Source organism: 'Prunus avium' virescence phytoplasma, from assembly GCF_050916135.1.
GTDB classification, from domain to species: Bacteria; Bacillota_I; Bacilli_A; order Acholeplasmatales; family Acholeplasmataceae; genus Phytoplasma; species Phytoplasma ziziphi.
The window spans coordinates 538474-560646 of record NZ_CP069156.1 but is presented as its reverse complement, the minus strand read 5'-3'; the positions used below and the strand labels follow the sequence as shown (position 1 = coordinate 560646).

Below are 22173 nucleotides of genomic sequence, written 5' to 3'. Positions count from 1 at the left end.
ATTTTTTTATTCATCATTAAAATAACACTAAATAAATGAAAATGATTTTAATTATTAATTCAAAAAAATTTAACAGTTGCTGAATCTATTTATTGATCCTTTGTATGATCTTTTTTGCAATCAGCAAAGTAAAAAAAGACGGAAAAATTAAAGATTTTTAATTTAACTTAATTCGTGTTTATACATAACAACCAAACTTAATTATTAAAATTAAGTTTGGTTTTTTATTAACAGCACATAAAAATTGTTTTTTGTTTTTTTAATATAAAATTTAAAAAATAATAAATTTTATATTATATTATTTTTTGATTATTATGGAATATTATTTTTATTTTTAAAAAAATAAATGGAGTAAAAAATATGTCAGAACAATTTCAAAAAGCAAATTTATTTTCTAATGATAATGATAAACTTTTAAATAAGATAGATGAAATTACAGAACAATTTCAAAAAGCAAATTTATTTTCTAATAATGATAATAAATCTTTAGATAATAAACCTTTAGATAATATATATGAAATTATAAAACATTTTAAAAAAAATATTATAGAACACTTTCAAAAAGCAAATTTATTTTCTAATAATGATAATAAATCTTTAGATAATAAACCTTTAGATAATATATATGAAATTATAAAACATTTTAAAAAAAATATTATAGAACACTTTCAAAAATCAAATTTATTTTCTAATAATGATAATAAATCTTTAGATAATAAACCTTTAGATAATATATATGAAATTATAAAACATTTTAAAAAAAATATTATAGAACACTTTCAAAAAGCAAATTTATTTTCTAATGACGATAATAAACCTTTAAATAAGATAGATGAAATTATAGAACATTTGGAAAAAAATATTATAGAATATTTGGAAAAAAATAAAGAATATAGTTATTGGTATTTTAAGTCTGAAATTAATCTCGAAAACAACAACTTACCTAATAAATTAAAAACAATTTATGAAAAGCACGAAAAAAAAACGGAAAAAGAATGAAGAAGAACGAGCAAAGGACGAAGAAGAACGGCAAAAGGATGAAGAAGAATGGGAAAAAATAAATTATAAAATCATTGGTATTAAATTTGATATTAATGAAAATAAAAAATTATGTATTCGATGGATATCAAACAAACATCAATATCAATATCCTGATTGTGCATATTTAATGGAAGACGCAGTTGAAGATAATATATTTCAAAAATTAGATTTATTCAACGAACAAAGAAATATATTAATATTTATGATTAAAAATATCAAAAATATGTTCAAAGTCAAAACATCTTCAAATAATTATTTTAATATTTTATTAAATATAGTTATTATTCCGGATATTTTCATTCAAAATAAAAAAATCATGGTGTCCAATATGAAGTTGTTTTTAAAAACATTGTTGCAAATAATGAATCAAAAGCTTTTTGGTCTGCCAAAGCAAAAGATTTTTATCAATTAAGATGCGATGTCGTTCATATAAATAACGAACTTTCTAATTATAAAATAATTAATGATGAATATATAAATAATAATAATAAAACTTTTTATATAGAAAAAATGAAGCAATATGATACCAAAAATGAATTAAAAAAATATTCATTAAATGATTTTTTAAAAGAATACATAGAATTTAAAAACAATTCGGAATACAAAAGAGATTTAAAAGAGCAAATCAAAGAATGTTCGCCAAATGATGTTTCAAAAAAATTTGTTTTAAAACAATGCATAAATTTAACTAGAACAAATTTAAAAGAAAAAATAAAAAAATACGATTTTTCTATAATTAAAAAAATTTTAGAAATTGTTTTAGATACCAGCAATGAAGATATTTTAGATTTTGTATATAATGAAAAAATAATGTTAATTATAGAAATATTTACAAATTATATAAAAACATATCTGAAAATTATGATAATGATGAAATAAATTTCATATATTTGTTTAAAGAAAAAAAATATTTTGATTACAAAAATTTAGAACAAATAAAAGAATTAAACAAACAAGATGTAAAAAATAAAATTGAAAAATTATTTAATGATGATGGAATAGATTTTATATCTGGGTCCGAAGAAATAAATTATTCGAATTGCAAAAATTCAGAAAAAATAAAAGAATTACAAAAACAAGATGTAAAAATTCAAAAAGATATTGAAGAAATTCAAAAAGATATTGAAAAACCACATAAAGAATTATGGAAATATTTATATAATAAATATCCAGAAATTAATTTTAAAATTCAACAAATTTATAAAAATAAAGATATAAAAGAATTATCGTATTCTAATAAAAAAATTTCTAATGAAGCAGTTAAAAAACATATAGCAGAAAAAATTATAGAAATTTTTTTCGAATGTTCGAATAAAAAAGAATCTAATAAAAAAGAAAATACAAATTCATACCTTCTAAGAAGGTTATATTTATGTTGTATAGATATATTTAACGATATAGATGAAACAAAAGATGAAAATGAACAAAAGGAAACAATTGAAAAAAAATAGAGGAATTAATAGAGGAATTAAAACCAGATGTTAAATACGAAATTGAGAACGACAAAATAATAGAAAAAAAAGATAAAGAAACATCATCGCAATTAAAAGAAATATTAGATTTTTTAGAAAACATAAAAACAACATATAATGAAATATACAAAAAACATTATAAAGATAAAATAATACTAGAAACAATAGATTCCAAAAATAAAAGAATAGAAATAATAAAAGATTATTCGGATGATCAAATCAATAAATTAAATTTATTAGATGAAATTGATAAAAAAATAGAAAACATATATAAAAAGGAAATGATAAACTTGCGAGAATTATTGATTAATAGAATCAAAGGAATTTCGGACAAATGTATCATGGAAACAAAAATTAACGAAACAATTAACGAAATAAGACAAAAACCAAACAATAACAAATTTTTAAATCTTTTTATGATAAATAAAAAAATAAAAAAAAACATAAATAAAATAATTAAAGAAACTCTTACAAATTACGTAGGAGCAATGATAAAACAAATAAATTCTCATGTAACTAAATTATTTGATAATTTTTCAAAAACACAAACAAAAATTTTGTTATCTAAAGGTGAAACAGATGATAATACAGCAACTCAACAAACCATAATTAAAAATATAAAACAAATTTCGGAAGAATATGACAAAATAGAAAAGTTTTTAAATATATTTAATGATTTTATGACGCCCATCGAAGAAACATTGATAAATATAAAAGAAATATTTGATTTATTTAATAAGTGTTTATTAATATTTTTGGAATCAGACGAAAAATATCAAGAATATAAAGATAAAATATTAAAATATAAATTTAAAATTTAAAGAACTTTTTTATTAAATAATTTTTTCGAAAATATTTAATCATTTTGTTTAAAATTAATTATCTTAATTTAACAAAAAATATATTTATTTAAAAAAATCAAAAATAATCTTTAAAAAGAAAAATAGAAATAACTTTTTAAATTCGTAACAAACAACAAAAAATTATTAATCAAAAAAACAATGTTATAAAGATTATTGATTATAAATCTTATTTTAATGTTTATTTTAATTTTTATTATTGAATTAATTTTAATTACAAATCAATAAATAAATAATAACAAACGAACAGAATTAATCCTATTTTTTTTCTTTTTATTGTTATATTACTTTTTACAAGTTAAATTATATAATGTTTACGTAAACAAAAAATTCTCAGATACAGAAGATGAATTAGTTAAAAATCTAGTCAAAATATCAAAAGAAGAAATATCTCATAATCTCGAAATACAATAAATTCAAAAAAATTTTTCAAAAAGATAAGTTATTAAGTGTAACAATGTTTATTATAGACCCTTTAATTTTGTTTTTTGGTTTTTTTATTTATTTTCATATCTCTCATTTTATATTAATGATCAAATAAGAACAATTATCTAGTAAAGGAAACGAAAAGCAAGAATACACAATAATATTCAAATATATAATTAATTTAAAAAATACCTAATTTATTTTGGGTATTTTTTAAATTTTATAACCTTATTTTATGGTTTTTTAAAATAATGTTTTTTAATAATCTCTAGCTTAAAAAACGATATAACCAAATTTAAGTTTGGTTGTTAGGATTAATTTGGATTATTTCGTTGTTTTTAGGGCTAAGGTATTTGTAAAAATAAATAATTTAATAAAATATTTTTTTTGATTGTATTATTAAAATTAAAATAAAATTTTTTTAATTTACTTATGAAAGCGCAAATTAAAGATAAATATATTTTTTTATGTTAAAATAAATTGTAATTGTATAAATAATTTATTTTATAAATAAATATATTTTTATTTTTAAATGCTTAATCTAAATTTAAATAGGTATATAAGAAATAATATGAAAACAAAAAGATTTAAAAAAAACGATATAACTAAAAGATTTAAAACAAATGATAATTTTTTAATTATGTGTTATGCTTTTGTTTTAGCATTAATTTGTTTAATTACTTTTATTGTTCGTTTTTATAAATGTTATCAAAATGATGAAAAAGACAGATTTTCATTTTGTTTCCGTTTGATACATCATTTTACTTCTCAAAGTAATATTTTGATTTTGATAGTGATGTTGTTGTTTTTCACCTCAATTCGTTGTAAAAAAATTTTTTCTATTTTAATGTTCGTTGCTGTAATTGATATTTTATTGACTTGCACTGTTACTCATTTTATTGACCGACCAGAAGAAAAAGATGATTTAATAAGTAAACCTTTCCAGATTAAACATTTTCAACATACTTTTATTCCTTTTTTGTATATTCTTTTTTATTTTTTTAAAATTAATCATGGTTTAAGTCTGAAAAAAACTTATTTGGGTTTAATTCATCCTTTATGTTATTTTTTCTTTTTTTTGTTTGCGAATTTTTTATGGAAGTCAGAATATTATCCTTATGGTATGATTAATCCTAAGCGAAAAGGAATTTTAGGAGATATTTTAGGATCGCATAGAAAAGAACAAGGTTATTCTTATCTCTTTTTAAATATTTTTTTATTAGCTATTGTTTTTTATTTTTTATCTTATTGTATTCTTCGTTTGAAAAAGAAAATAAATTCTCCAAAATAATTTTGATTTTTTGAAAAATTAAAATTATTTTTTGGTTTGTTAAAAAAAAGATTTATTATTAATTTTTTATTGATTAAAACAATATTTATTTTATTTCTAAAAAGGTTATTAAAAATAGTTATATAAAGTTCTTTATATAATTCTTTTTAATATAATAGTTATATAATTCTTTTTAATATAATAGTTATATAATTCTTTTTAATATAATAGTTATATAATATTTAATTATCATAAATTAATATTAATATTATAAAATATTAATGTGTGTATTAATAATTTAAATTTTATAAAAAAAGGATATAAAAATATGGCAAATATTAAACAACAAAAAAAACGTGTTAAAACTGATGCGAAACGCAGATTAAAAAGAAAATCTTATAAATCAAAAATGAGAACTTTAGATAATAATTTTAATAAATTCATTGCTTCTGCGGATAAAGAACAAGCTATTATTTTTTTTAATAAGATGAATGGAGCTTTAGACAAAGGTGTATCTAAAGGAATTTATCATAAAAATTTTGTATCTAGAAATAAATCTAAAATATCTAAATTATTAAATAGTATTTTAAAATAAAGATAATTTTTTTCTTTTTTTAATAATTTTAATTAAAAAAAGAAAATAATTATCATAATAAAAAGGATTTTTTATGTTAGATTTGAAATTTGTTCTTAGTAATATGGATTTAGTTTTAGATAAAATGAAAAAAAGACAAACAGATTCATTTTTTTTAAAGCAACTTATTCATTTAGATAAAGATAGAAAAAAATTAATTAATGAAATAGAAAAAATAAGATTTCAAAAAAACAATTTATCAAAAGAAATTTCAGAATCGAAATTAAAAGATAATTTGGATGAACATTTTTTTCAAAAAGAACAAATTTTTAAAAAAAATTTAAAAGAATTTGAACAAAAATTTCAAGAAGTAGAAAAGCAAATTTTAGATATTTTATCAAATATTCCTAATTTGCCTCATGATTCTGTCCCTTTTGGAACTACGTCAGAAGATAATATTGAGATATTACGTTTTTCTGAACCTAAAGAAATGTCTTTTTCTATAAAAGATCATTTAGAGTTAGGAAAGAAACTAGATATTTTAGACTTTGAAAAAGCTGTTAAAATTACAGGAAGTAAATTTGTTGTTTTAAAAGGAATTGGCGCTAAATTAGAAAGAGCATTAATTAACTTTATGATTGATACTCATGTATCAAAAGGATATAAAGAAATTTTTCCTCCTTTTATTGTGAACGAAAAATCTATGTTTTCTTCAGGACAACTTCCAAAATTTAAACAAGAAATTTTTCAATTAAAATTAGATAAACAAAATTGGTATTTAAATCCTACAGGTGAAGTTCCTATGATTAATTTACATCGAGATGATGTTTTAGATGTAAATCAATTACCTTTAAAATATGTTTGTTATACTACTTGTTTTAGGCAAGAAGCTGGAGCAGCTGGAAAAAACACAAGAGGCATTTTAAGACAAAAACAATTTAATAAAGTAGAATTAGTCCAATTGGTAGAACCTGATAATTCTTATGCAGTTTTAGAACAAATGTTGAAAGATTCTGAATATATTTTACAACAATTGAATTTGCCATATAGAGTGGTTGTTTTATCTACTGGTGATTTAGGTTTTAGTATGAGCAAAACTTATGATATTGAAGTATGGTTACCTGGACAGCAAAAATATTGTGAAATAGCTTCTATAAGCAATGCGGAAGATTTTCAATCTAGAAGAGCAAATATTAAATTTATTCGAGATAAAAAAACAAAAAGACAATATTTACATACTTTGAACGGTTCTGCTTTAGCTATAGGTAGAACAATGATGGCGATTATGGAAAATTATCAAAATGAAAACGGAAATATTGTTATACCTGAAGTTTTACGTAGTTATATAGGTATAGATTTGATTAAATAAAAATCAATTTATCAATTTATTTTATAATTATTAACTTGTATTTATAAGGACAAAAAAAGTATGAATATGAAAAAATATTTATCAAAAGCTGTTTGGGGCTTAATTGGAATTATTTTAATAATAGGTGTTGTATGTTCTTTATACAATGTTACTTGGAAAAACCAAAATAAAGATATAAGTTCTTTTCAATATTCGAATTTCGATGATATAAAAGAAATACAACCTTATTTAATTAGTCCTTTTAATCCTATTTACAATATACATATTAAATATAAAAATAGTTCGAAATCAACAGACATTTACGAATTTGTGTCAAATGACCAATATGAAAAATTTATAACAGATGCAAAGGAAAAATTACAAGACAAATTCCAATACAAATTCAAAGGACCTATTGAATATCAAGAGTTTCGAGGATTCGGACCTTTGTTAAGCGCATTGCGTATATGTTTTGCTGTTTATATTGTGTATTTTTTATTAAAATATTTAACTGGTGCTACAGGCCAATTAGTTGAACATTTTTCCGATAGAGATAAAATTAAAACACAAAAAAATAAAAGTTCATTTAAACAACCTACATTAACTTTTAAAGATGTCGCAGGCGCCGAAGAAGAAAAAGAAGAATTAGCCGAATTAGTAGATTTTTTAAAAAATCCTAAAAAATATTATTTGATGGGCGCTAGAATTCCTAAAGGAGTTTTATTATCTGGACCTCCTGGAACTGGTAAAACATTATTAGCGAAAGCTCTTGCCGGAGAAGCTAAAGTACCTTTTTTTGCTGTTTCGGGTTCAGAATTTGTCGAAATGTTTGTAGGATTAGGAGCTGCACGTATTAGAAGTTTATTTAAATCAGCTCAAGAACATGCTCCTTGTATTATTTTTATAGATGAAATCGAAACACTTGCTCGCAAAAGAGGAATGAATTCTTATGGCGGTAATAGTGAACAAGAACAAACTTTAAATCAATTATTAATTGAATTAGATGGATATAATCAAAATCAAGGAGTTATTGTTGTAGCTGCTACAAATCAACCTGATTTTTTAGATCCTGCTTTATTGAGACCAGGAAGGTTAGAACGTCGTTTTATTGTTAATTTACCAAGCGTTAAAGATAGAGAAGCTATTTTAAAATTACATTCTTTAAATAAAAAAATTTCTCCTGATGTTAATTTAGAAGAAGTAGCTAGAGTTACCTCTGGTTTTAGTGGAGCCCAATTAGAAGGTATTTTAAACGAAGCAGCTTTATTAACTACTAGAAATAATGCTGATGTTATCGATAAAAAAACTATCAGTGAAGCTATAGATCGTATTTTAATGGGCCCAGCTAAAAAAAGCGTTAAATATTCTGAAAAAGAAAAGAAAATGATTTCTTATCATGAAGCAGGACATGCTATTATTGGTTTAAAATTAAAAGATTCCCGAAAAGTAGAAAAAGTAACTATTATTCCGCGTGGTAATTCGGGTGGTTATAATTTATTTTCTAGCGAAGAGGATAGCTTTTTTTCATCTAAACAACAATTATTAGCAGAAATTACTTCTTTTTTAGGTGGGCGCGCAGCAGAGGAATTATTTTTAGATGATGTTTCTAATGGAGCTTATCAAGATTTTAAAATGGCAACTAATATTGCTAAAAAAATGGTTACTATATTCGGAATGAGTGATTTAGGTTTAGTTCAATTTGAAGAAGGTAATAATTTTCATAAAAACTTTTCAGATCCTAAAGCTTTAGAAATCGATCAAACTATACAAAAAATTATATTTAATTGTTATGAGAAAGCTAAAAAAATAATTTCCGAAAATAAAGAATTATTTATTAAGATTACAGAATATTTATTAGCGATCGAAACTCTTAATAAAAAAGATATTCAAGAAATAGCAGAAACGAATAAATTGAGCTGGTTTGATAAACAAAAAGAACAAGACAGACAAGCAGAAGAACAAAAACAAAAAGACATCGAAAGACAATCAGAAGAAGAGAAACAAGAAGAAAAAGTTTATGAAATTAATGATTCTGATCCAAAAAAATTTTCAGATACAAAAGACGATATTAATTCATTAAATTGAAAATTATTGAATTAAAAAAATAAATAAATAATTTAATAAATTTAAAAAAATATAAAATATATTTCTTTTAAATTAGATATTGAGATAGTTTTATAATAAAAAATGTATTTATGTTTTTTGACATGGTACATTTTTTCTTTATTTTAGTAAAATTGAATTTCTTTTGGAATTTTGTGGTGAATTATGAGATTATTAATCGTTCAAGATAAAGAAAAAAATATACGTTTAGATCTTTTTTTGACACAAAAATTAAATATTAGCAGAAAATATTGTGGTTCTTTAATTGATTCTGGTCAGATTATTGTTAATGATAAAATATCTAAAAAAAGTTATTTATTAAAAACAAATGATACAATAAAAGTTCCTAATATTGAAAAAAATTTTTCTTCTAATATTTTTGAACCTATTAATTTAAAATTAAAAATAATCTATGAGGATCAGTATTTAGTTGTTATTGATAAACCTCAAAATTTAATAGTCCACCCTTCTCTTAGTTATTCTGGAGTTACTTTAATTAATGGATTATATTATCAAATTAAAGATTTTCAATTTTCAGAAGGAAACAGACCTGGAATTATTCATCGTCTTGATAAAGATACTACAGGTTTAATAGTTGTAGGAAAAACAGAAGAAGCTGTGATTAGAATGCAAAAATTAATTAAAAAGAGAGAAATAAAAAGAATTTATTGGGCTTTGATTTATGGTTTTTTAGGTTATGATTGTGGTACCTGTGATATTCCTATAAGAAGAAGTATTCATAATCGTTTAAAAATGGAAGTTTCTTTACAAGGAAAACCTTCTATTACTCATTTTCGAATTTTAAAGAAGTTTGAAAAATTTTCTTTATTAGAATTAAAATTAGAAACAGGTAGGATGCATCAAATTAGAGTTCATTTATCTTATCTAAAACATCCTATTGTCGGTGATTGTTTATATGGTCCAAAAAAACAAACGTTACAACAACAGTTATTACATGCCAAAAAATTAGAATTTACTCATCCTTTCACTGGTGAAAAATTAAAATTCGAAACCTCTTTACCTTTACAGTTTCAAGAATTTTTGAATAAAATAGAATCAAATTAAATAAATTATAAAATAATAAATAATCAAGGGTAGTTTTTATGTATTTAAAAAAAATTAAAACAAAAATAGAAAAAATTTTAAATGATAAATATGTTTGCTCTATATTTTTACAAAATAATTTGAATGAAGATAAATTTGATTTTTTTATACCCTTGTTTAGTTATGTTAAAATTTTAAAAAAAAATTTATTAGAAATTTTTGAAGTTTTTAAAAAAGATTTAATAGAGTTGGAACAAATAGAAAATGTTTTTTTTCAAAATGGTTTTTTAAATATTAAATTAAATAGAAAAAAAATCACTCAAAACATTTTATTGAATATTTTAAATAGCGATGAGAGTTATTGTCAAAAAGAATTTAATAATCAAATAGTAGTTTTAGATTATTCTTCTCCGAATATAGCTAAAAACTTCTCTATTGGACATTTACGTTCTACAGTTATCGGTAATGCTTTAAAAAAAGTTTATCAAAAGTTAGGTTTTAAAACTGTTAGCATTAACCATTTAGGCGATTGGGGCACTCAATTTGGAAAATTAATTGTAGCTTATCAAAAATGGGCCAAAAAAGAAAATATGTTAAAAGACCCTATTAATGAATTACAAAGGGTTTATATTTTATTTCATCAAGAAGAGATTAAAAATCCACAATTAGATGAACAAGCAAGACAAATTTTTTATCTTTTGGAAAATAAAGATAAAGAAATAAATGAATTATGGAAATATTTTAAAGAAATTTCTTTAAACGAATTTCATCAAATTTATGATTTATTAGGTGTTTCGTTTGATTATTATATTGGTGAATCTTTTTTTCATGATAAAGCGATTCAATTATTAGAAGAACTAAAGAATAAAAAAATACTTGTATTAGATGATGAAGCTTATGTTATTCCTTTAGAAAATGATTTATCACCAGCTTTAATACAGAAAAAAACGGAAGTACTCTTTATTTAACAAGAGATATAGCATGTGTTTTATATCGTTATCAAAAATTTAATTTTTCTAAATGTTTATATGTAGTAGGTAATGAACAAAAATTACATTATCAACAATTAAAATTAGTAATTAATAAGATTGGTTACGAAAATTTACAATTAGAACATGTTAATTTTGGTTTAATTTTATTTCAAAATATGAAAATATCTACAAGAGAAAATAATAATTTTAGATTAAAAGATATAATTTATAAAGCAGAAATAGAAGTTAAAAATATAATAAAAGATAGAAATTTTTTTCCAGAAAAGATAAACGAAATATCTCGTCAAATATCTATTGGAGCTATTATTTTTAATGATTTAAAAAACGATCGTCATTTAGATATAGAATTCGATTTAGAAAAAATGTTAAAATTTGAAGGTAATACAGGTCCTTATTTACAATATACGGTAGTTAGACTAAATTCTATTATTCAAAAACAAGATTTTAATATTAATGAATTAACAAAAAATGATTTAAATCCTTATTATGAAAAATTTCATTATTATGTTTTGATTAGATTAATGGATCAATTTGATTCTGTATTAGAAAAAGTTCAAGAGTCTAATATGCCAAGTATTTTAGCTAGATATCTTTTTCAATTAGCTAAAAATGCTAATAAATTTTATGAAAAAGAAAAAATTTTAAATAATAATGATTTAAAATTACAATATGCTAATATTTTATTGATTAAAAGTCTTTTAATTATTTTAAAAGAAGGATTAAAAATTTTAGGAGTGCCTATTTTAGAAAAAATGTAGAAAATTTAGTTAATTTTTTTATTTTTAAAAAATATTTTATTTATTTTTTTCTTTTTTTATATTTTTTATTATTAAAAAATAATTTTAAAAGACATATTAATTATTTTTTAATAAAAATAAATTTGTCTAAAATATTTTTTTATTTTATATTATAATTAGAATTATTTTTATTATTTTAATAAATTTTGAAATTACGCAAAAGAAAGGTTTTTTATGAATAGTTTTGATTTAGAACAAAATTCTAGCGATTGGTTTGAACATAGAAAAAAATATATTAACGCTTCAGAAGTAGCAACAATTATGGGTTTAAATCCTTTCGAAAACAAACAAAATCTTTTTAAAAGAAAACTTTTTGATGAGAAAATAGAAGATAATGATTTTATGCGTCATGGCAGAGCTTTAGAACCGCAAGCTAGAAATTTTTTTAATGACGTGAATAAAACAGAATTTAAACCTTTAGTTTGTGTTAAAGAATTTTTTTCAGCATCTTTAGATGGTTGGAATAGCGAAACAAAAAGTTTATTAGAAATTAAATGTCCCATATCTTTTAATTCTAAAACTTGGCAAAATTTTTTTCTTAAAGATCAAATTCCTATGTATTATTATGCACAAGTACAAGCACAGATGTATTGTTCTTCTTCTGAAAAAGCTTTTTTTTTGGTATTCCAAAGTTATCAAAATGCCAAAGTGCAAGAGATCAAAAGAGATCCGATATTTATTGAAAAAATGTACGAAGAATGTCTTATTTTTTATAAACTTTTTAAAGAAGCACAACAAATTTTGAATCAATTAAAAAATAATAAAAAGAAACTTTGATTTTTTTTTTTTTTAATTATTTATATAATTAAAAATTTTTGTTTTTATCATGAGATATATTTTTTGTTAAATAAATTAAAAAATGTTAATTATATCAATTAAACATATAAAAATATATAAAAAATATTATATAATTATATATAATTAATTTTTTATATAGTTTTATGTTTAATTTTTTATTTTGTTTAATTTATTTAAATAAGTAATAATTTATTTATATTATATAGGAGTTTAAATGATTTTTGATAAGATTAAGAAGCTTATTTGTGAAAAAAAATCTATAAAAGAAGATACAATTTTTTTAGAAACTAGATTGAAAGAAGATTTAGCTTTAGATTCTTTCGATGCTGTCGAATTAGTAATTGAATTAGAAAAAATTTTTGATCTTAAAATTAGTGACGAAGTTATGCAACAATTTAAAATTGTAAAAGATATCGTTAGTTATGTCGAAAGTAATTTATCATAATTTAATTATTTTATTTATTTAAATAAATATCAAAATAAAGGTTTTATTATGTTAATTTATGATTTTCGTAAAATAGAATTAAAATGGCAGTTGAATTGGGAAAAAAAACAAACTTTTAAAACAAGTTATGATTTTAGTAAGAAAAAATTTTATTGTTTAGATATGTTTCCTTATCCTTCTTCTTCTGGATTACATATTGGGCATATCGAAGGTTATACTGCCAGCGATATTATTAATAGATTTAAAAGAATGCAAGGATATAATGTTTTTCATCCTTTTGGTTGGGATTCTTTTGGATTACCTGCTGAACAGTATGCTTTAAAAACAGGAAAAAATCCTAAATATTTTACTTATGAGAATATAGAAAATTTTAAAAAACAAATAAAGATGTTAGGTAAAGGAGTTAATTGGGATAAAGAATTATCTACTTCAGATCCTTATTTTTATGGTTGGACTCAATGGTTTTTTAAAAAATTTTATGAACATAAATTAGCTGTTTTACAAGATGTAGAAGTTAACTTTTGTGAAAAATTAGGAACAGTTTTGGCTAATGATGAAATCATTTTTACAGAAAAAGGTATTTTTTCTGAAAGAGGTAATTATCCAGTCGTCAAAAAGAAAAAAAAACAATGGGTTTTAAAAATTACTAATTATCTCGATAGGTTGCTAAAAGATTTAGATTTATTAGATTGGCCTGTTCAATTAAAAGATATTCAAAAAAATTGGATAGGTAAAAAAAAAGGTTTTATTTTTTCCTTTCCTGTTTTATCAGAAAATAATCATTTTTTAAAAGTTTTCACAACTAAACCAAGTACTATTTTTGGAGTAAGCGCTTTAGTTTTGGCGCCAGAAAATCCTTTAGTTGATATTTTAACTAAAAAAGAATTTATGGATTCTGTTAAATTATATTTAGAAGAGACAAAGAAAAAAACAGATTTAAACAGAAATATTAATAAGGAAAAAACAGGTGTTTTTATTGGCAGTTACGTTGTTCATCCTTTTAATAAGAAAAAAATTCCTATTTGGATATCTGATTACGTCCTCCCTTCTTATGCTACAGGAGCTATTATGTCAGTTCCTTTTTGCGATGAAAGAGATTTTTATTTTGCTAAAAAATATAATTTAGAAATAATTCCTATTTTAAAATTTGATGAATCAGAATCTAATGTTAATAATTTTGATCATTATCGTTCGATGTCAGAAAAAGATACATTTATAAATAGTTCTTTTTTAAACGGTCTTAGTGTTGAAGAAGCTAATAATAAAATTATTGAAATATCTGAAAAAGATAATTTAGGTCATGTTCATTATGCTTATCAAATGCGTGATTGGGTTTTTTCTCGTCAAAGATATTGGGGCGAACCTTTCCCAGTTTATTATGACGCAAATAATAATATTTACCTAGAAGAAGATAAAACTTTTCCTTTAGAACTTCCTTCATTAGATAAAATTGAAAATTCGAACGATGAACAATCTCCTTTATCCAAAGTAATTTCATGGTTATATTTTGAAAAAGATGGTAAAAAATATAAAAGAGATTCTAACACTATGCCACAAACGGCTGGTAGTTCTTGGTATTATATAGGATATATCTTAAGAAATACTTTAGGTATACAAGATATTAATACTGATGAGGCTAAAAAAGCTTTAGATTATTTTTTGCCTGTAGATCTTTATATAGGTGGAAAAGAACATGCTGTAGGACATTTATTGTATTCTCGTTTTTGGCATAAATTTTTATATGATTTAGGATTAGTTTCATCTTTAGAACCTTTTCATAAAATAGTTAATCAAGGAATGATTTTAGGCGAAGATAATCTCAAAATGAGCAAGTCCAAAGACAACAGTGTTAATGCTTCTTTAGTTTTAGAGAAATATGGCGCTGATGTCACAAGACTTTATATTATGTTTTTGGGACCTTTAGAAGATAATAAGGTTTGGTCAGAAAGCGGTTTCAAAGGAATTCAGCGTTTTTTAAATAGGATTTATAATATTTTTTCATTGTTTTTGATAGATGATGATTGTTCTATTTTAGAACCAATATTAAATCAAACTATTAAAATAGTAACTGAGAATTATGAGAAATTAAAATTTAATAAAGTTATTAGTCAATTAATGATTTTTATTAATAAAGTTTATAAAGATAAAAAAATAAATTCTAATCAAATTCTAATTTTTTTAAAATTATTGAACCCTATTGCGCCACATTTAACAGAAGAGTTAAATGAAAAATTTTTATCTTCTGCGGAAGAATTAGTTTATTCTCAATGGCCTTCTTATCAAGAAATAGAGATAGAAAATGAAAAAGTTGAGATTGTTATTCAAATAAATGGACAATTTAAATCAAAAATTTTTGTTTTAAAAAACGAAATACAAGATGTTATTTTAAAAAACGCTTTACAAAATTCTAAAATTAATTTTTTACTTCAAGATCGTAAAATTTTGAAAGTTATTTATATTAAAAATAAATTATTAAATTTAGTTATTTAATTTGAAAAATTAGGAAAATTACAATAGGTTTATATATGAAATTACATAGTAAAGGTTTGATGATAGTAATTTCAGGACCATCTGGCGTCGGGAAAGGATCGATTAAAACAGCTTTATTAAATCAAGTTAATAATAATTTTTGTTATTCTGTTTCTTATACTACAAGAAAACCTAGAAAAGGAGAACAAGAAGGAAAAGATTATTTTTTCACAAATAAAGTAGATTTTGAAAAAAAAATTAAAGAAAATTTTTTTTTAGAACATAGTGAATTTGTAAATAATTATTATGGTACTCCTTATAAAGAAACTTTAAAAAAATTAGAAGAAGGTAAAGAAGTTCTTTTAGAAATCGATATTGAAGGCGCTTTGAAAATTCAAAAACATAAAATTAATAAAGATAGTGTTTTCATTTTCATTTCACCCCTCGATAAAGAAGTTTTGAAAGAACGTTTGAGAAAAAGAGATACCGAAACAGAAGAGGAACTCGAAAAAAGAATATTGAGAGCTTCAGAAGAAATGAAATTAGCTTACAAATGTGATTATATTGTTTTTAATGATGAAATTCAAAACTCTGTAAATAACATTATGTCTATTATTACTGCCGAACGTCATAAAATAAAAAATATTATTAATTTTTATTCAAAAGAAATTTTAAAAAAAGGAAATTGACATTTTTATGTTTGAAAATAAAAAAGAAGGTCTAAATTATCCTTCCATTGATGAATTATTAAAAAGAATTGATTCTAAATATAAATTAGCTTATTTGTCTAGTAAAATCGCCCATGTTATAGAAGAACATAAATTAAATGTTGATGATATCGAAGGTAATAAAATATTAAGTAAAGCTTTATCAGAAATTGTGAATGGAAACTTTAATATTACCTTTAATTAAAAAAATATATTTTAATTCAACGAAAATAAATTATTATTTTTTAGAGGTCGTATAAAATGTCATTATTAAAACATATTCCAGTTTTAAATAAAGAAATTATAGAATATTTAAATATAAATCCTAAAGGAATTTATGTAGATGCTACTTTGGGCGGTGGCGGTCATAGTGAATCTATTTTAAATAAACTTAAGGAAGGTTTTTTGTATTCTTTTGATCGCGATCTTTATGCAATTCAAAAATGTCAAAAGAAATTTGAAAATAAAAAACAAATATTTTTGATTCATAATAATTTTTCTTTTTTAAAAGAAGAATTATCAAAAAGAAATATTTCTTCAATTGATGGTATTGTTTTTGATTTAGGTTTGTCTTCTTTTCAAATAGAAGATAACACAAGAGGATTTAGTTATTTACAAAACTCTTTGTTAGATATGAGAATGGATATTAAACAAAAAATAGATGCTTCTTATATTGTTAATAATTACAGTTTTGCAGAATTAAAAAAAATTTTTTTATTTTATGGAGAAGAGTATAAAGCTGGATTAATAGCTCGAGAAATTATCAAAAGAAGACCTTTAACTAAAACTTTAGAATTAGTAGAAATAACAGATAAATTTTACCCTTTATATATGAAAAAAAAGAGAGGTCATAGTGCCAAAAGAATTTTTCAATCATTAAGGATAGAAGTCAATCAAGAATTAAAATTTTTAGAAGAAGCTTTACAACAAAGTCTTGATTTATTAAAACCAAATGGTAGAATTGTTGTTATTAGTTTTCATTCTTTAGAGGATCGTTTAGTTAAAAAATTTTTTAAAAACAATAGTCAATCTAAAATACATCCTAAATTACCTTTTTTAGAAAAAAATATCCCTCTCACTCCTTTAAGTCTTGTTAATAAAAAAATTATTTATCCTAGCGAAGAAGAAATAAAATCTAATCCTAGAAGTTGTTCTGCCAAATTAAGAGTTGCTGTTAAAAATTTTTAAATATGAATTTGTTAATTTTAAAAATATTTTTTCATTAAATAGATTTTTTTGTTATATTTTGTTATATTAAGACACGATATGTTTTTTTACAGCTTTTAATAATGATAAATAATAATTTTTATATTGTAATGATATGTTATTTAATATATAATCTAAATGATTGTCTTTTTTTAATAAGTTTATTTTTTTTGAGTTAAATATTATTTTATATTTTGTAATATTTAATTTTTTGTAATTTATTAAATATTAAAAAATATAAAATTATTTATTATTTATTAAAGAAAACTTTTATTATAAATTATTTTTTTAATTAAAAAAATGTTTACATATTTTTTTATATTTTAATCATAGTTGCCACGAAAGGTGTTATTGAAAAATGGTTAAAGAAAAGGTACAAAATAAAGAAGTTATAAAGATTATTTTAAAATCTTATGATAGTAATGTAACTTATCAAGCGGCCCAAAAAATTACTGATAGTATTACGAAAATAGGCGCTGAAAGAATAAGTTCAATACCATTACCAACAAAAAGAGAAATTTTTACTGTTATTCGTTCTCCATTTGTGAATAAAGATAGTAGAGAACAATTTGGACGTTTCACTCATAAACGTTTAATTCAAATTGTTAATCCTAGTCCTGAAATAATAAATGCTTTAACGCATATCAAATTACCTTCTACTGTCAATATTTTTTTAAAGAAAAATATTTAAAAATATTTTTTAAAATAATTTTTGTTTTTTTAAATTTAAGAAAGAGGATGAAATGGCTAAGGGAATTTTAGGAAAAAAAATAGGAATGACTCAGGTTTTCACTGAAGAAGGATTTTTAATTCCTGTTACTGTAGTTGATGTGTCTAATAATGTTGTTTTACAACAAAAAAATTTGGAAAAAGATGGTTATCAAGCAACACAATTAGGATTTGATTCTAAAAAAGAAAAATTAATGACAAAACCTCTTTTAGGACATTTTAAAAAGAATCAAATCGAACCTAAATATTTTGTTAGAGAAATTTCTTTTGGTTCTAATATAGTTAATGAATTATCAGATTTACCAGAAGGCACTATTTTAGAAAAAAACTTATTTTCTTCTAAAGAAATTATAGATGTTACAGGCATCAACAAAGGAAAAGGTTTTTCAGGTTCTATTAAAAGACATAATCAAAGTCGCGGTCCTGAAAGTCATGGTTCTAGATATCATAGAAGACCGGGTTCTATGGGTCCTATTAAAGGTAATATTACAGGTAAAAAATTACCTGGTCAATTAGGGCATGAACAAGTTACTTTACAAAATTTAACTCTTTATAGTGTTGATTCAGATAAAGGAATATTTTTGATTAAAGGAAGCATTCCAGGCCCTAATAAAAGTTTTGTAATTATCAAATCTGCTGTTAAAAAAAATAAGGAAGTATCATGATGCCTAAATGTAATTTATTTAATCAACAAGGTGAAATTGTATCAGAGATCACTTTATCTGAAAATGTTTTCGGCGCCAAAATTAATCAACAAGTTTTGTATGATGTCGTGAATCAACAAAGAGGAGCGATGCGCCAAGGTACACATTGTACCAAAAATAGAGCAGTTGTTTCAGGAGGAGGAAGAAAACCTTGGGCTCAAAAAGGAACAGGTAATGCACGTCATGGTTCTATTCGTTCTCCTTTATGGAGAGGCGGAGGAGTTGCTTTTGGTCCGAAACCAAGAAAATATTCTTTCAAAGTTAATGCTAAGATTAGAAAAATAGCTATGAACTCAGCTTTATCTTTACAAAAAGAACAAAATAATTTAATGGTAATTGATTTTTTTAATATAGAAAGTCATAAAACAAAATATTTTCAAAATGTTTAGAACAAATTAAAATTGGTAAAAACAAAGTTTTAATAATAGTTAATGAATTAAATGATAATTTAGTTCGTTCTACTAATAATTTATCTAATGTAACTTTAGAAACTGTTATGCATGTTAGTGTTTATCAAATTTTAAATGCTAAACATCTTATTATAGATAAAAAAGCTATTGATTATTTAGAGGAGACCGCTAGATAATGATTAAATATTATGATGTGATTCATGATCCAATTATTACTGAATCTACTAGTAAAAAAATGGAAATTAATAATGAATATACTTTTAAGGTTAAAAAAGAATCTAATAAAATAGAAATCAGAAAAGCTATAGAACATATTTTTAAAGTAAAAGTTTTTTCTGTTAATGTTATTAATGTATTACCTAAATTTAAAAAAAAGGTAAATTTCAAGGTTATACTTCTGGTTGTAAAAAAGCAATTGTTAAATTGGTTCCAGGCCAAAGAATAAATGTTTTTAATGAAGAAAAACAAAAATAATTTAGTATAATTTTTAAATTTAAAGAAAGGAAACTTATTATGGCTATTAAAAAATATAAGCCTACTTCTAATGGACATCGTAACATGAGTTTACAAGATTTCAGAGAACTTACAACTTCTACTCCTGAAAAAAGTTTATTAGTTCCTCAAAAGAGTACAGGCGGAAGAAATAACCAAGGTAAAATAACAGTACGACATCGCGGTGGCGGAGTTAAACAAAAATATCGTCTTATTGATTTTAAACGTAATAAAGATAATATACCTGGAAATTTATCTACTATAGAATATGATCCTAATCGTAATTGTAATATTTCTTTAATTAATTATGTTGACGGAGAAAAAAGATATATTTTAACTCCAAAAGATGTTAAAGTAGGAGATAAAATTTTTTCAGGAGAAAAATCTGATATTAGAGTCGGAAACAGTTTACCTTTAAAAAATATTCCTGAAGGTTTTTTAGTTCATAATATCGAATTAAAACCTGGTAAAGGCGGACAATTAGCTCGTAGCGCTGGTACTTCAGCTCAAATTATTAAAAAAGAGGGTAAATATGTTGTTTTAAGTTTATCTTCTGGTCAAACAAGAAAATTTTTATCTGAATGTAGAGCTACAATAGGAACATTAGGAAATGAATTTCATAAATTAATTCGTAATGGTAAAGCTGGAAGAACTCGTTATTTATCTATAAGACCTACTGTTAGAGGTTCAGCGATGAATCCTAATGATCATCCGCATGGTGGTGGTGAAGGTCGCGCTCCTATAGGACGCAAAGCGCCTATGACTCCTTGGGGTAAAAAAGCTCTCGGTGTTAAAACACGTAAGAAAAATAAAAATTCTAATAAGTTAATTTTAAAAAATTCTAAAAAATAGATTTATAGGTGTATAAAATATGACTCGTTCAATTAAAAAAGGACCTTTTTGTGATGAATCTCTTTTACTTAAAGTAATGAAACAAAATAAAAATAAAACTGAAAAACCTATTAAAACTCGTTCTCGTAGAAGCGTGATTTTGCCTATTTTTGTTGGTCATAAAATTGATGTTTACAACGGTAAAGAGTATATTAGTTGTTCTATTACTGAAGATATGGTTAATCATAAATTAGGAGAATTTTCGCGTACTCGTACTTTTCGCGGTCATGCGAAAGGCGATAAAAAAGTTTCAAAAAAATAATTTAAAGAAGGTATTTATATGAAAGTTAAAGCTGTCGCAAGTCAAATACCTATTGCGCCCAGAAAAACACGTTTAGTTGTTGATTTAATACGTGGTAAGCATGTTAAAGAAGCAGAAGCTATTTTAATGTTTACTTCTAAATCAGCCGCTCCTGTTATTTTTAAGTTATTAAAAAGTGCTGTTGCAAATGCTGTTCATAATTTTAATTTTAATAAAGATGATTTATTTGTCGAAGAAATATTTGTTGATGAAGGTTTACGCTTACCTCGTTTGTTTCCGAGAGCTAAAGGTAAAACAGATAAAAGAAAAAAAAGAATGAGTCGTGTAAAAATATTTCTTTCTTCATTTAAAAAAGAAATTCAGGGGATGTAAGTAAATGGGTCAAAAGAGTAATCCTAATGGTTTGAGATTAGGAATAATTAGGACTTGGGAATCTAAATGGTATGATGTTGATAAAAAAGTTCCTTTTTTAGTCGGTGAAGATTTTAAAATTAGAACTTTGATTAAAAATCATTATCCTAAATCAACTATTTCTCAAATAGAAATTAAACGTTTAAAAAAATCAAATGATGAATTTATTGAAATCGATTTATATACTTCAAAAATAGGTATCATTCAAGGTCCAGAAAATAAGAATAAAAATAGTTTAATTAATAAAATAGAAAAATTAATTAATAAAAAAGTTCAAATTAATATTTTCGAAGTAAAAGCAATTAATAAAATTGCTGTTTTAGTTGCTCAAAATATCGCTATGCAATTACAACAAAGAGCTTTTTATAAAGCTGTTTTAAAATCAGCTATTCAAAAAGCTTTAAAAAGCGGCGTTAAAGGCATTAAGATTATTATTACAGGCCGTTTAGGCGGAGCTGAAAAAGCCAGAAGAGATTCTATTTCGATGGGAGTCGTTCCTTTGAATACTTTGAGAGCTGATATTGATTACGCTTTTGAAGAAGCCCATACTACTTATGGTGTTTTAGGCGTTAAAGTAATTATTAATCATGGTGAGGTTTTACCTAATAAAACCATAGCAGATACTAGACAAATATTTTCTTCTCAATATGAAAATAAAAAAAATAATAATAAAAGACATTTTGCTGATAAGAAAAATTTTAAAAAAAGCACGTCTTAATATA

At 22.7% G+C, this 22173-nt stretch carries 23 protein-coding genes and 3 pseudogenes; all 26 read left to right on the top strand.

Going from position 1 to position 22173, the window contains the following annotated elements:
• Positions 1–360 precede the first annotated feature (360 nt).
• The 26 genes and pseudogenes from JNO41_RS02655 to rpsC all read left to right on the top strand — a co-directional run bounded on the left by JNO41_RS02655 (position 361) and on the right by rpsC (position 22169).
• Complete coding sequence (locus tag JNO41_RS02655) at positions 361–999, top strand: hypothetical protein (protein ID WP_121463707.1); 639 nt, start codon at positions 361–363, stop codon at positions 997–999.
• A complete protein-coding gene (locus tag JNO41_RS02650; RefSeq protein WP_432729386.1) occupies positions 965–1453 on the top strand; it encodes a hypothetical protein in 489 nt (162 codons plus the stop codon). Before JNO41_RS02655 ends, JNO41_RS02650 begins: the two co-directional genes overlap by 35 nt.
• A gap of 98 nt (positions 1454–1551) precedes the next feature.
• Positions 1552–1920, top strand: coding sequence for a hypothetical protein (locus tag JNO41_RS02645; RefSeq protein ID WP_432729384.1), 369 nt, complete (start codon positions 1552–1554; stop codon positions 1918–1920).
• Positions 1921–1931: 11 nt separating this feature from the next.
• A complete protein-coding gene (locus JNO41_RS02640; protein WP_121463705.1) occupies positions 1932–2492 on the top strand; it encodes a hypothetical protein in 561 nt (186 codons plus the stop codon).
• Between the two features lie 311 nt (positions 2493–2803).
• Positions 2804–3334, top strand: coding sequence for a hypothetical protein (locus tag JNO41_RS02635; protein ID WP_121463704.1), 531 nt, complete (start codon positions 2804–2806; stop codon positions 3332–3334).
• A gap of 1036 nt (positions 3335–4370) precedes the next feature.
• Positions 4371–5090 carry a hypothetical protein gene (locus tag JNO41_RS02630; protein ID WP_121463703.1) on the top strand — a complete coding sequence of 240 codons (720 nt, stop codon included), beginning with the start codon at positions 4371–4373 and terminating at the stop codon, positions 5088–5090.
• A 307-nt stretch (positions 5091–5397) separates the two neighbouring features.
• On the top strand, positions 5398–5664 hold the full coding sequence (gene rpsT / locus JNO41_RS02625) for a 30S ribosomal protein S20 (protein WP_121463702.1): 267 nt from the start codon (positions 5398–5400) through the stop codon (positions 5662–5664).
• Positions 5665–5737: 73 nt separating this feature from the next.
• Positions 5738–7012 carry a serine--tRNA ligase gene (gene serS / locus JNO41_RS02620; protein ID WP_121463701.1) on the top strand — a complete coding sequence of 425 codons (1275 nt, stop codon included), beginning with the start codon at positions 5738–5740 and terminating at the stop codon, positions 7010–7012.
• 66 nt (positions 7013–7078) lie between these two features.
• The gene (ftsH, locus tag JNO41_RS02615; protein WP_121464239.1) at positions 7079–9076 is read left to right on the top strand and encodes an ATP-dependent zinc metalloprotease FtsH; all 1998 of its coding nucleotides are present in this window, start codon (positions 7079–7081) and stop codon (positions 9074–9076) included.
• Positions 9077–9259: 183 nt separating this feature from the next.
• Positions 9260–10159 carry an RluA family pseudouridine synthase gene (locus tag JNO41_RS02610; protein ID WP_121463700.1) on the top strand — a complete coding sequence of 300 codons (900 nt, stop codon included), beginning with the start codon at positions 9260–9262 and terminating at the stop codon, positions 10157–10159.
• Positions 10160–10197: 38 nt separating this feature from the next.
• Positions 10198–11423: pseudogene (gene argS, locus JNO41_RS02605) on the top strand (arginine--tRNA ligase); the annotation flags it as partial.
• A 69-nt stretch (positions 11424–11492) separates the two neighbouring features.
• Positions 11493–11888, top strand: a complete 396-nt coding sequence (locus JNO41_RS02600) for a DALR anticodon-binding domain-containing protein (RefSeq protein ID WP_432729678.1) — start codon at positions 11493–11495, stop codon at positions 11886–11888.
• Positions 11889–12101: 213 nt separating this feature from the next.
• Positions 12102–12704: a lambda-exonuclease family protein gene (locus JNO41_RS02595; RefSeq protein WP_121463698.1), complete on the top strand. Its 603-nt coding sequence runs from the start codon at positions 12102–12104 to the stop codon at positions 12702–12704.
• A 235-nt stretch (positions 12705–12939) separates the two neighbouring features.
• A complete protein-coding gene (locus tag JNO41_RS02590) occupies positions 12940–13170 on the top strand; it encodes an acyl carrier protein (RefSeq protein ID WP_201736598.1) in 231 nt (76 codons plus the stop codon).
• Positions 13171–13218: 48 nt separating this feature from the next.
• Positions 13219–15660 (top strand): leucine--tRNA ligase, encoded by a 2442-nt coding sequence (gene leuS / locus JNO41_RS02585; protein ID WP_121463697.1) that lies wholly within the window; start codon positions 13219–13221, stop codon positions 15658–15660.
• A gap of 35 nt (positions 15661–15695) precedes the next feature.
• A complete protein-coding gene (gene gmk / locus JNO41_RS02580) occupies positions 15696–16328 on the top strand; it encodes a guanylate kinase (RefSeq protein WP_121463696.1) in 633 nt (210 codons plus the stop codon).
• A gap of 7 nt (positions 16329–16335) precedes the next feature.
• Positions 16336–16551, top strand: a complete 216-nt coding sequence (rpoZ, locus tag JNO41_RS02575) for a DNA-directed RNA polymerase subunit omega (RefSeq protein WP_121463695.1) — start codon at positions 16336–16338, stop codon at positions 16549–16551.
• 56 nt (positions 16552–16607) lie between these two features.
• Positions 16608–17534, top strand: coding sequence for a 16S rRNA (cytosine(1402)-N(4))-methyltransferase RsmH (gene rsmH / locus JNO41_RS02570; protein WP_121463694.1), 927 nt, complete (start codon positions 16608–16610; stop codon positions 17532–17534).
• Positions 17535–17910: 376 nt separating this feature from the next.
• Positions 17911–18243, top strand: a complete 333-nt coding sequence (rpsJ, locus tag JNO41_RS02565; protein WP_121463693.1) for a 30S ribosomal protein S10 — start codon at positions 17911–17913, stop codon at positions 18241–18243.
• Between the two features lie 52 nt (positions 18244–18295).
• The gene (gene rplC, locus JNO41_RS02560; protein WP_121463692.1) at positions 18296–18946 is read left to right on the top strand and encodes a 50S ribosomal protein L3; all 651 of its coding nucleotides are present in this window, start codon (positions 18296–18298) and stop codon (positions 18944–18946) included.
• Positions 18946–19571: pseudogene (gene rplD / locus JNO41_RS02555) on the top strand (50S ribosomal protein L4). Before rplC ends, rplD begins: the two are co-directional and overlap by 1 nt.
• Positions 19571–19869: pseudogene (gene rplW, locus JNO41_RS02550) on the top strand (50S ribosomal protein L23). Before rplD ends, rplW begins: the two co-directional pseudogenes overlap by 1 nt.
• 39 nt (positions 19870–19908) lie before the next feature.
• Positions 19909–20739, top strand: coding sequence for a 50S ribosomal protein L2 (gene rplB / locus JNO41_RS02545; protein ID WP_121463689.1), 831 nt, complete (start codon positions 19909–19911; stop codon positions 20737–20739).
• Positions 20740–20758: 19 nt separating this feature from the next.
• Positions 20759–21040 carry a 30S ribosomal protein S19 gene (gene rpsS / locus JNO41_RS02540; protein WP_121463688.1) on the top strand — a complete coding sequence of 94 codons (282 nt, stop codon included), beginning with the start codon at positions 20759–20761 and terminating at the stop codon, positions 21038–21040.
• Between the two features lie 18 nt (positions 21041–21058).
• Positions 21059–21412: a 50S ribosomal protein L22 gene (rplV, locus tag JNO41_RS02535; protein ID WP_121463687.1), complete on the top strand. Its 354-nt coding sequence runs from the start codon at positions 21059–21061 to the stop codon at positions 21410–21412.
• 4 nt (positions 21413–21416) lie between these two features.
• Entirely contained in the window at positions 21417–22169 is a 753-nt protein-coding gene (gene rpsC / locus JNO41_RS02530) for a 30S ribosomal protein S3 (protein ID WP_121463686.1), read from the top strand.
• Positions 22170–22173 lie beyond the last annotated feature (4 nt).

Coding starts and splice junctions, on each gene's coding strand:
- JNO41_RS02655 (WP_121463707.1), top strand. CDS start 361: ATGTCAGAACAATTTCAAAAAGCAAATTTATTTTCTAATGATAATGAT.
- JNO41_RS02650 (WP_432729386.1), top strand. CDS start 965: ATGAAAAGCACGAAAAAAAAACGGAAAAAGAATGAAGAAGAACGAGCA.
- JNO41_RS02645 (WP_432729384.1), top strand. CDS start 1,552: ATGAAGCAATATGATACCAAAAATGAATTAAAAAAATATTCATTAAAT.
- JNO41_RS02630 (WP_121463703.1), top strand. CDS start 4,371: ATGAAAACAAAAAGATTTAAAAAAAACGATATAACTAAAAGATTTAAA.
- rpsT (WP_121463702.1), top strand. CDS start 5,398: ATGGCAAATATTAAACAACAAAAAAAACGTGTTAAAACTGATGCGAAA.
- serS (WP_121463701.1), top strand. CDS start 5,738: ATGTTAGATTTGAAATTTGTTCTTAGTAATATGGATTTAGTTTTAGAT.
- ftsH (WP_121464239.1), top strand. CDS start 7,079: ATGAAAAAATATTTATCAAAAGCTGTTTGGGGCTTAATTGGAATTATT.
- JNO41_RS02610 (WP_121463700.1), top strand. CDS start 9,260: ATGAGATTATTAATCGTTCAAGATAAAGAAAAAAATATACGTTTAGAT.
- JNO41_RS02600 (WP_432729678.1), top strand. CDS start 11,493: ATGTTAAAATTTGAAGGTAATACAGGTCCTTATTTACAATATACGGTA.
- JNO41_RS02595 (WP_121463698.1), top strand. CDS start 12,102: ATGAATAGTTTTGATTTAGAACAAAATTCTAGCGATTGGTTTGAACAT.
- JNO41_RS02590 (WP_201736598.1), top strand. CDS start 12,940: ATGATTTTTGATAAGATTAAGAAGCTTATTTGTGAAAAAAAATCTATA.
- leuS (WP_121463697.1), top strand. CDS start 13,219: ATGTTAATTTATGATTTTCGTAAAATAGAATTAAAATGGCAGTTGAAT.
- gmk (WP_121463696.1), top strand. CDS start 15,696: ATGAAATTACATAGTAAAGGTTTGATGATAGTAATTTCAGGACCATCT.
- rpoZ (WP_121463695.1), top strand. CDS start 16,336: ATGTTTGAAAATAAAAAAGAAGGTCTAAATTATCCTTCCATTGATGAA.
- rsmH (WP_121463694.1), top strand. CDS start 16,608: ATGTCATTATTAAAACATATTCCAGTTTTAAATAAAGAAATTATAGAA.
- rpsJ (WP_121463693.1), top strand. CDS start 17,911: ATGGTTAAAGAAAAGGTACAAAATAAAGAAGTTATAAAGATTATTTTA.
- rplC (WP_121463692.1), top strand. CDS start 18,296: ATGGCTAAGGGAATTTTAGGAAAAAAAATAGGAATGACTCAGGTTTTC.
- rplB (WP_121463689.1), top strand. CDS start 19,909: ATGGCTATTAAAAAATATAAGCCTACTTCTAATGGACATCGTAACATG.
- rpsS (WP_121463688.1), top strand. CDS start 20,759: ATGACTCGTTCAATTAAAAAAGGACCTTTTTGTGATGAATCTCTTTTA.
- rplV (WP_121463687.1), top strand. CDS start 21,059: ATGAAAGTTAAAGCTGTCGCAAGTCAAATACCTATTGCGCCCAGAAAA.
- rpsC (WP_121463686.1), top strand. CDS start 21,417: ATGGGTCAAAAGAGTAATCCTAATGGTTTGAGATTAGGAATAATTAGG.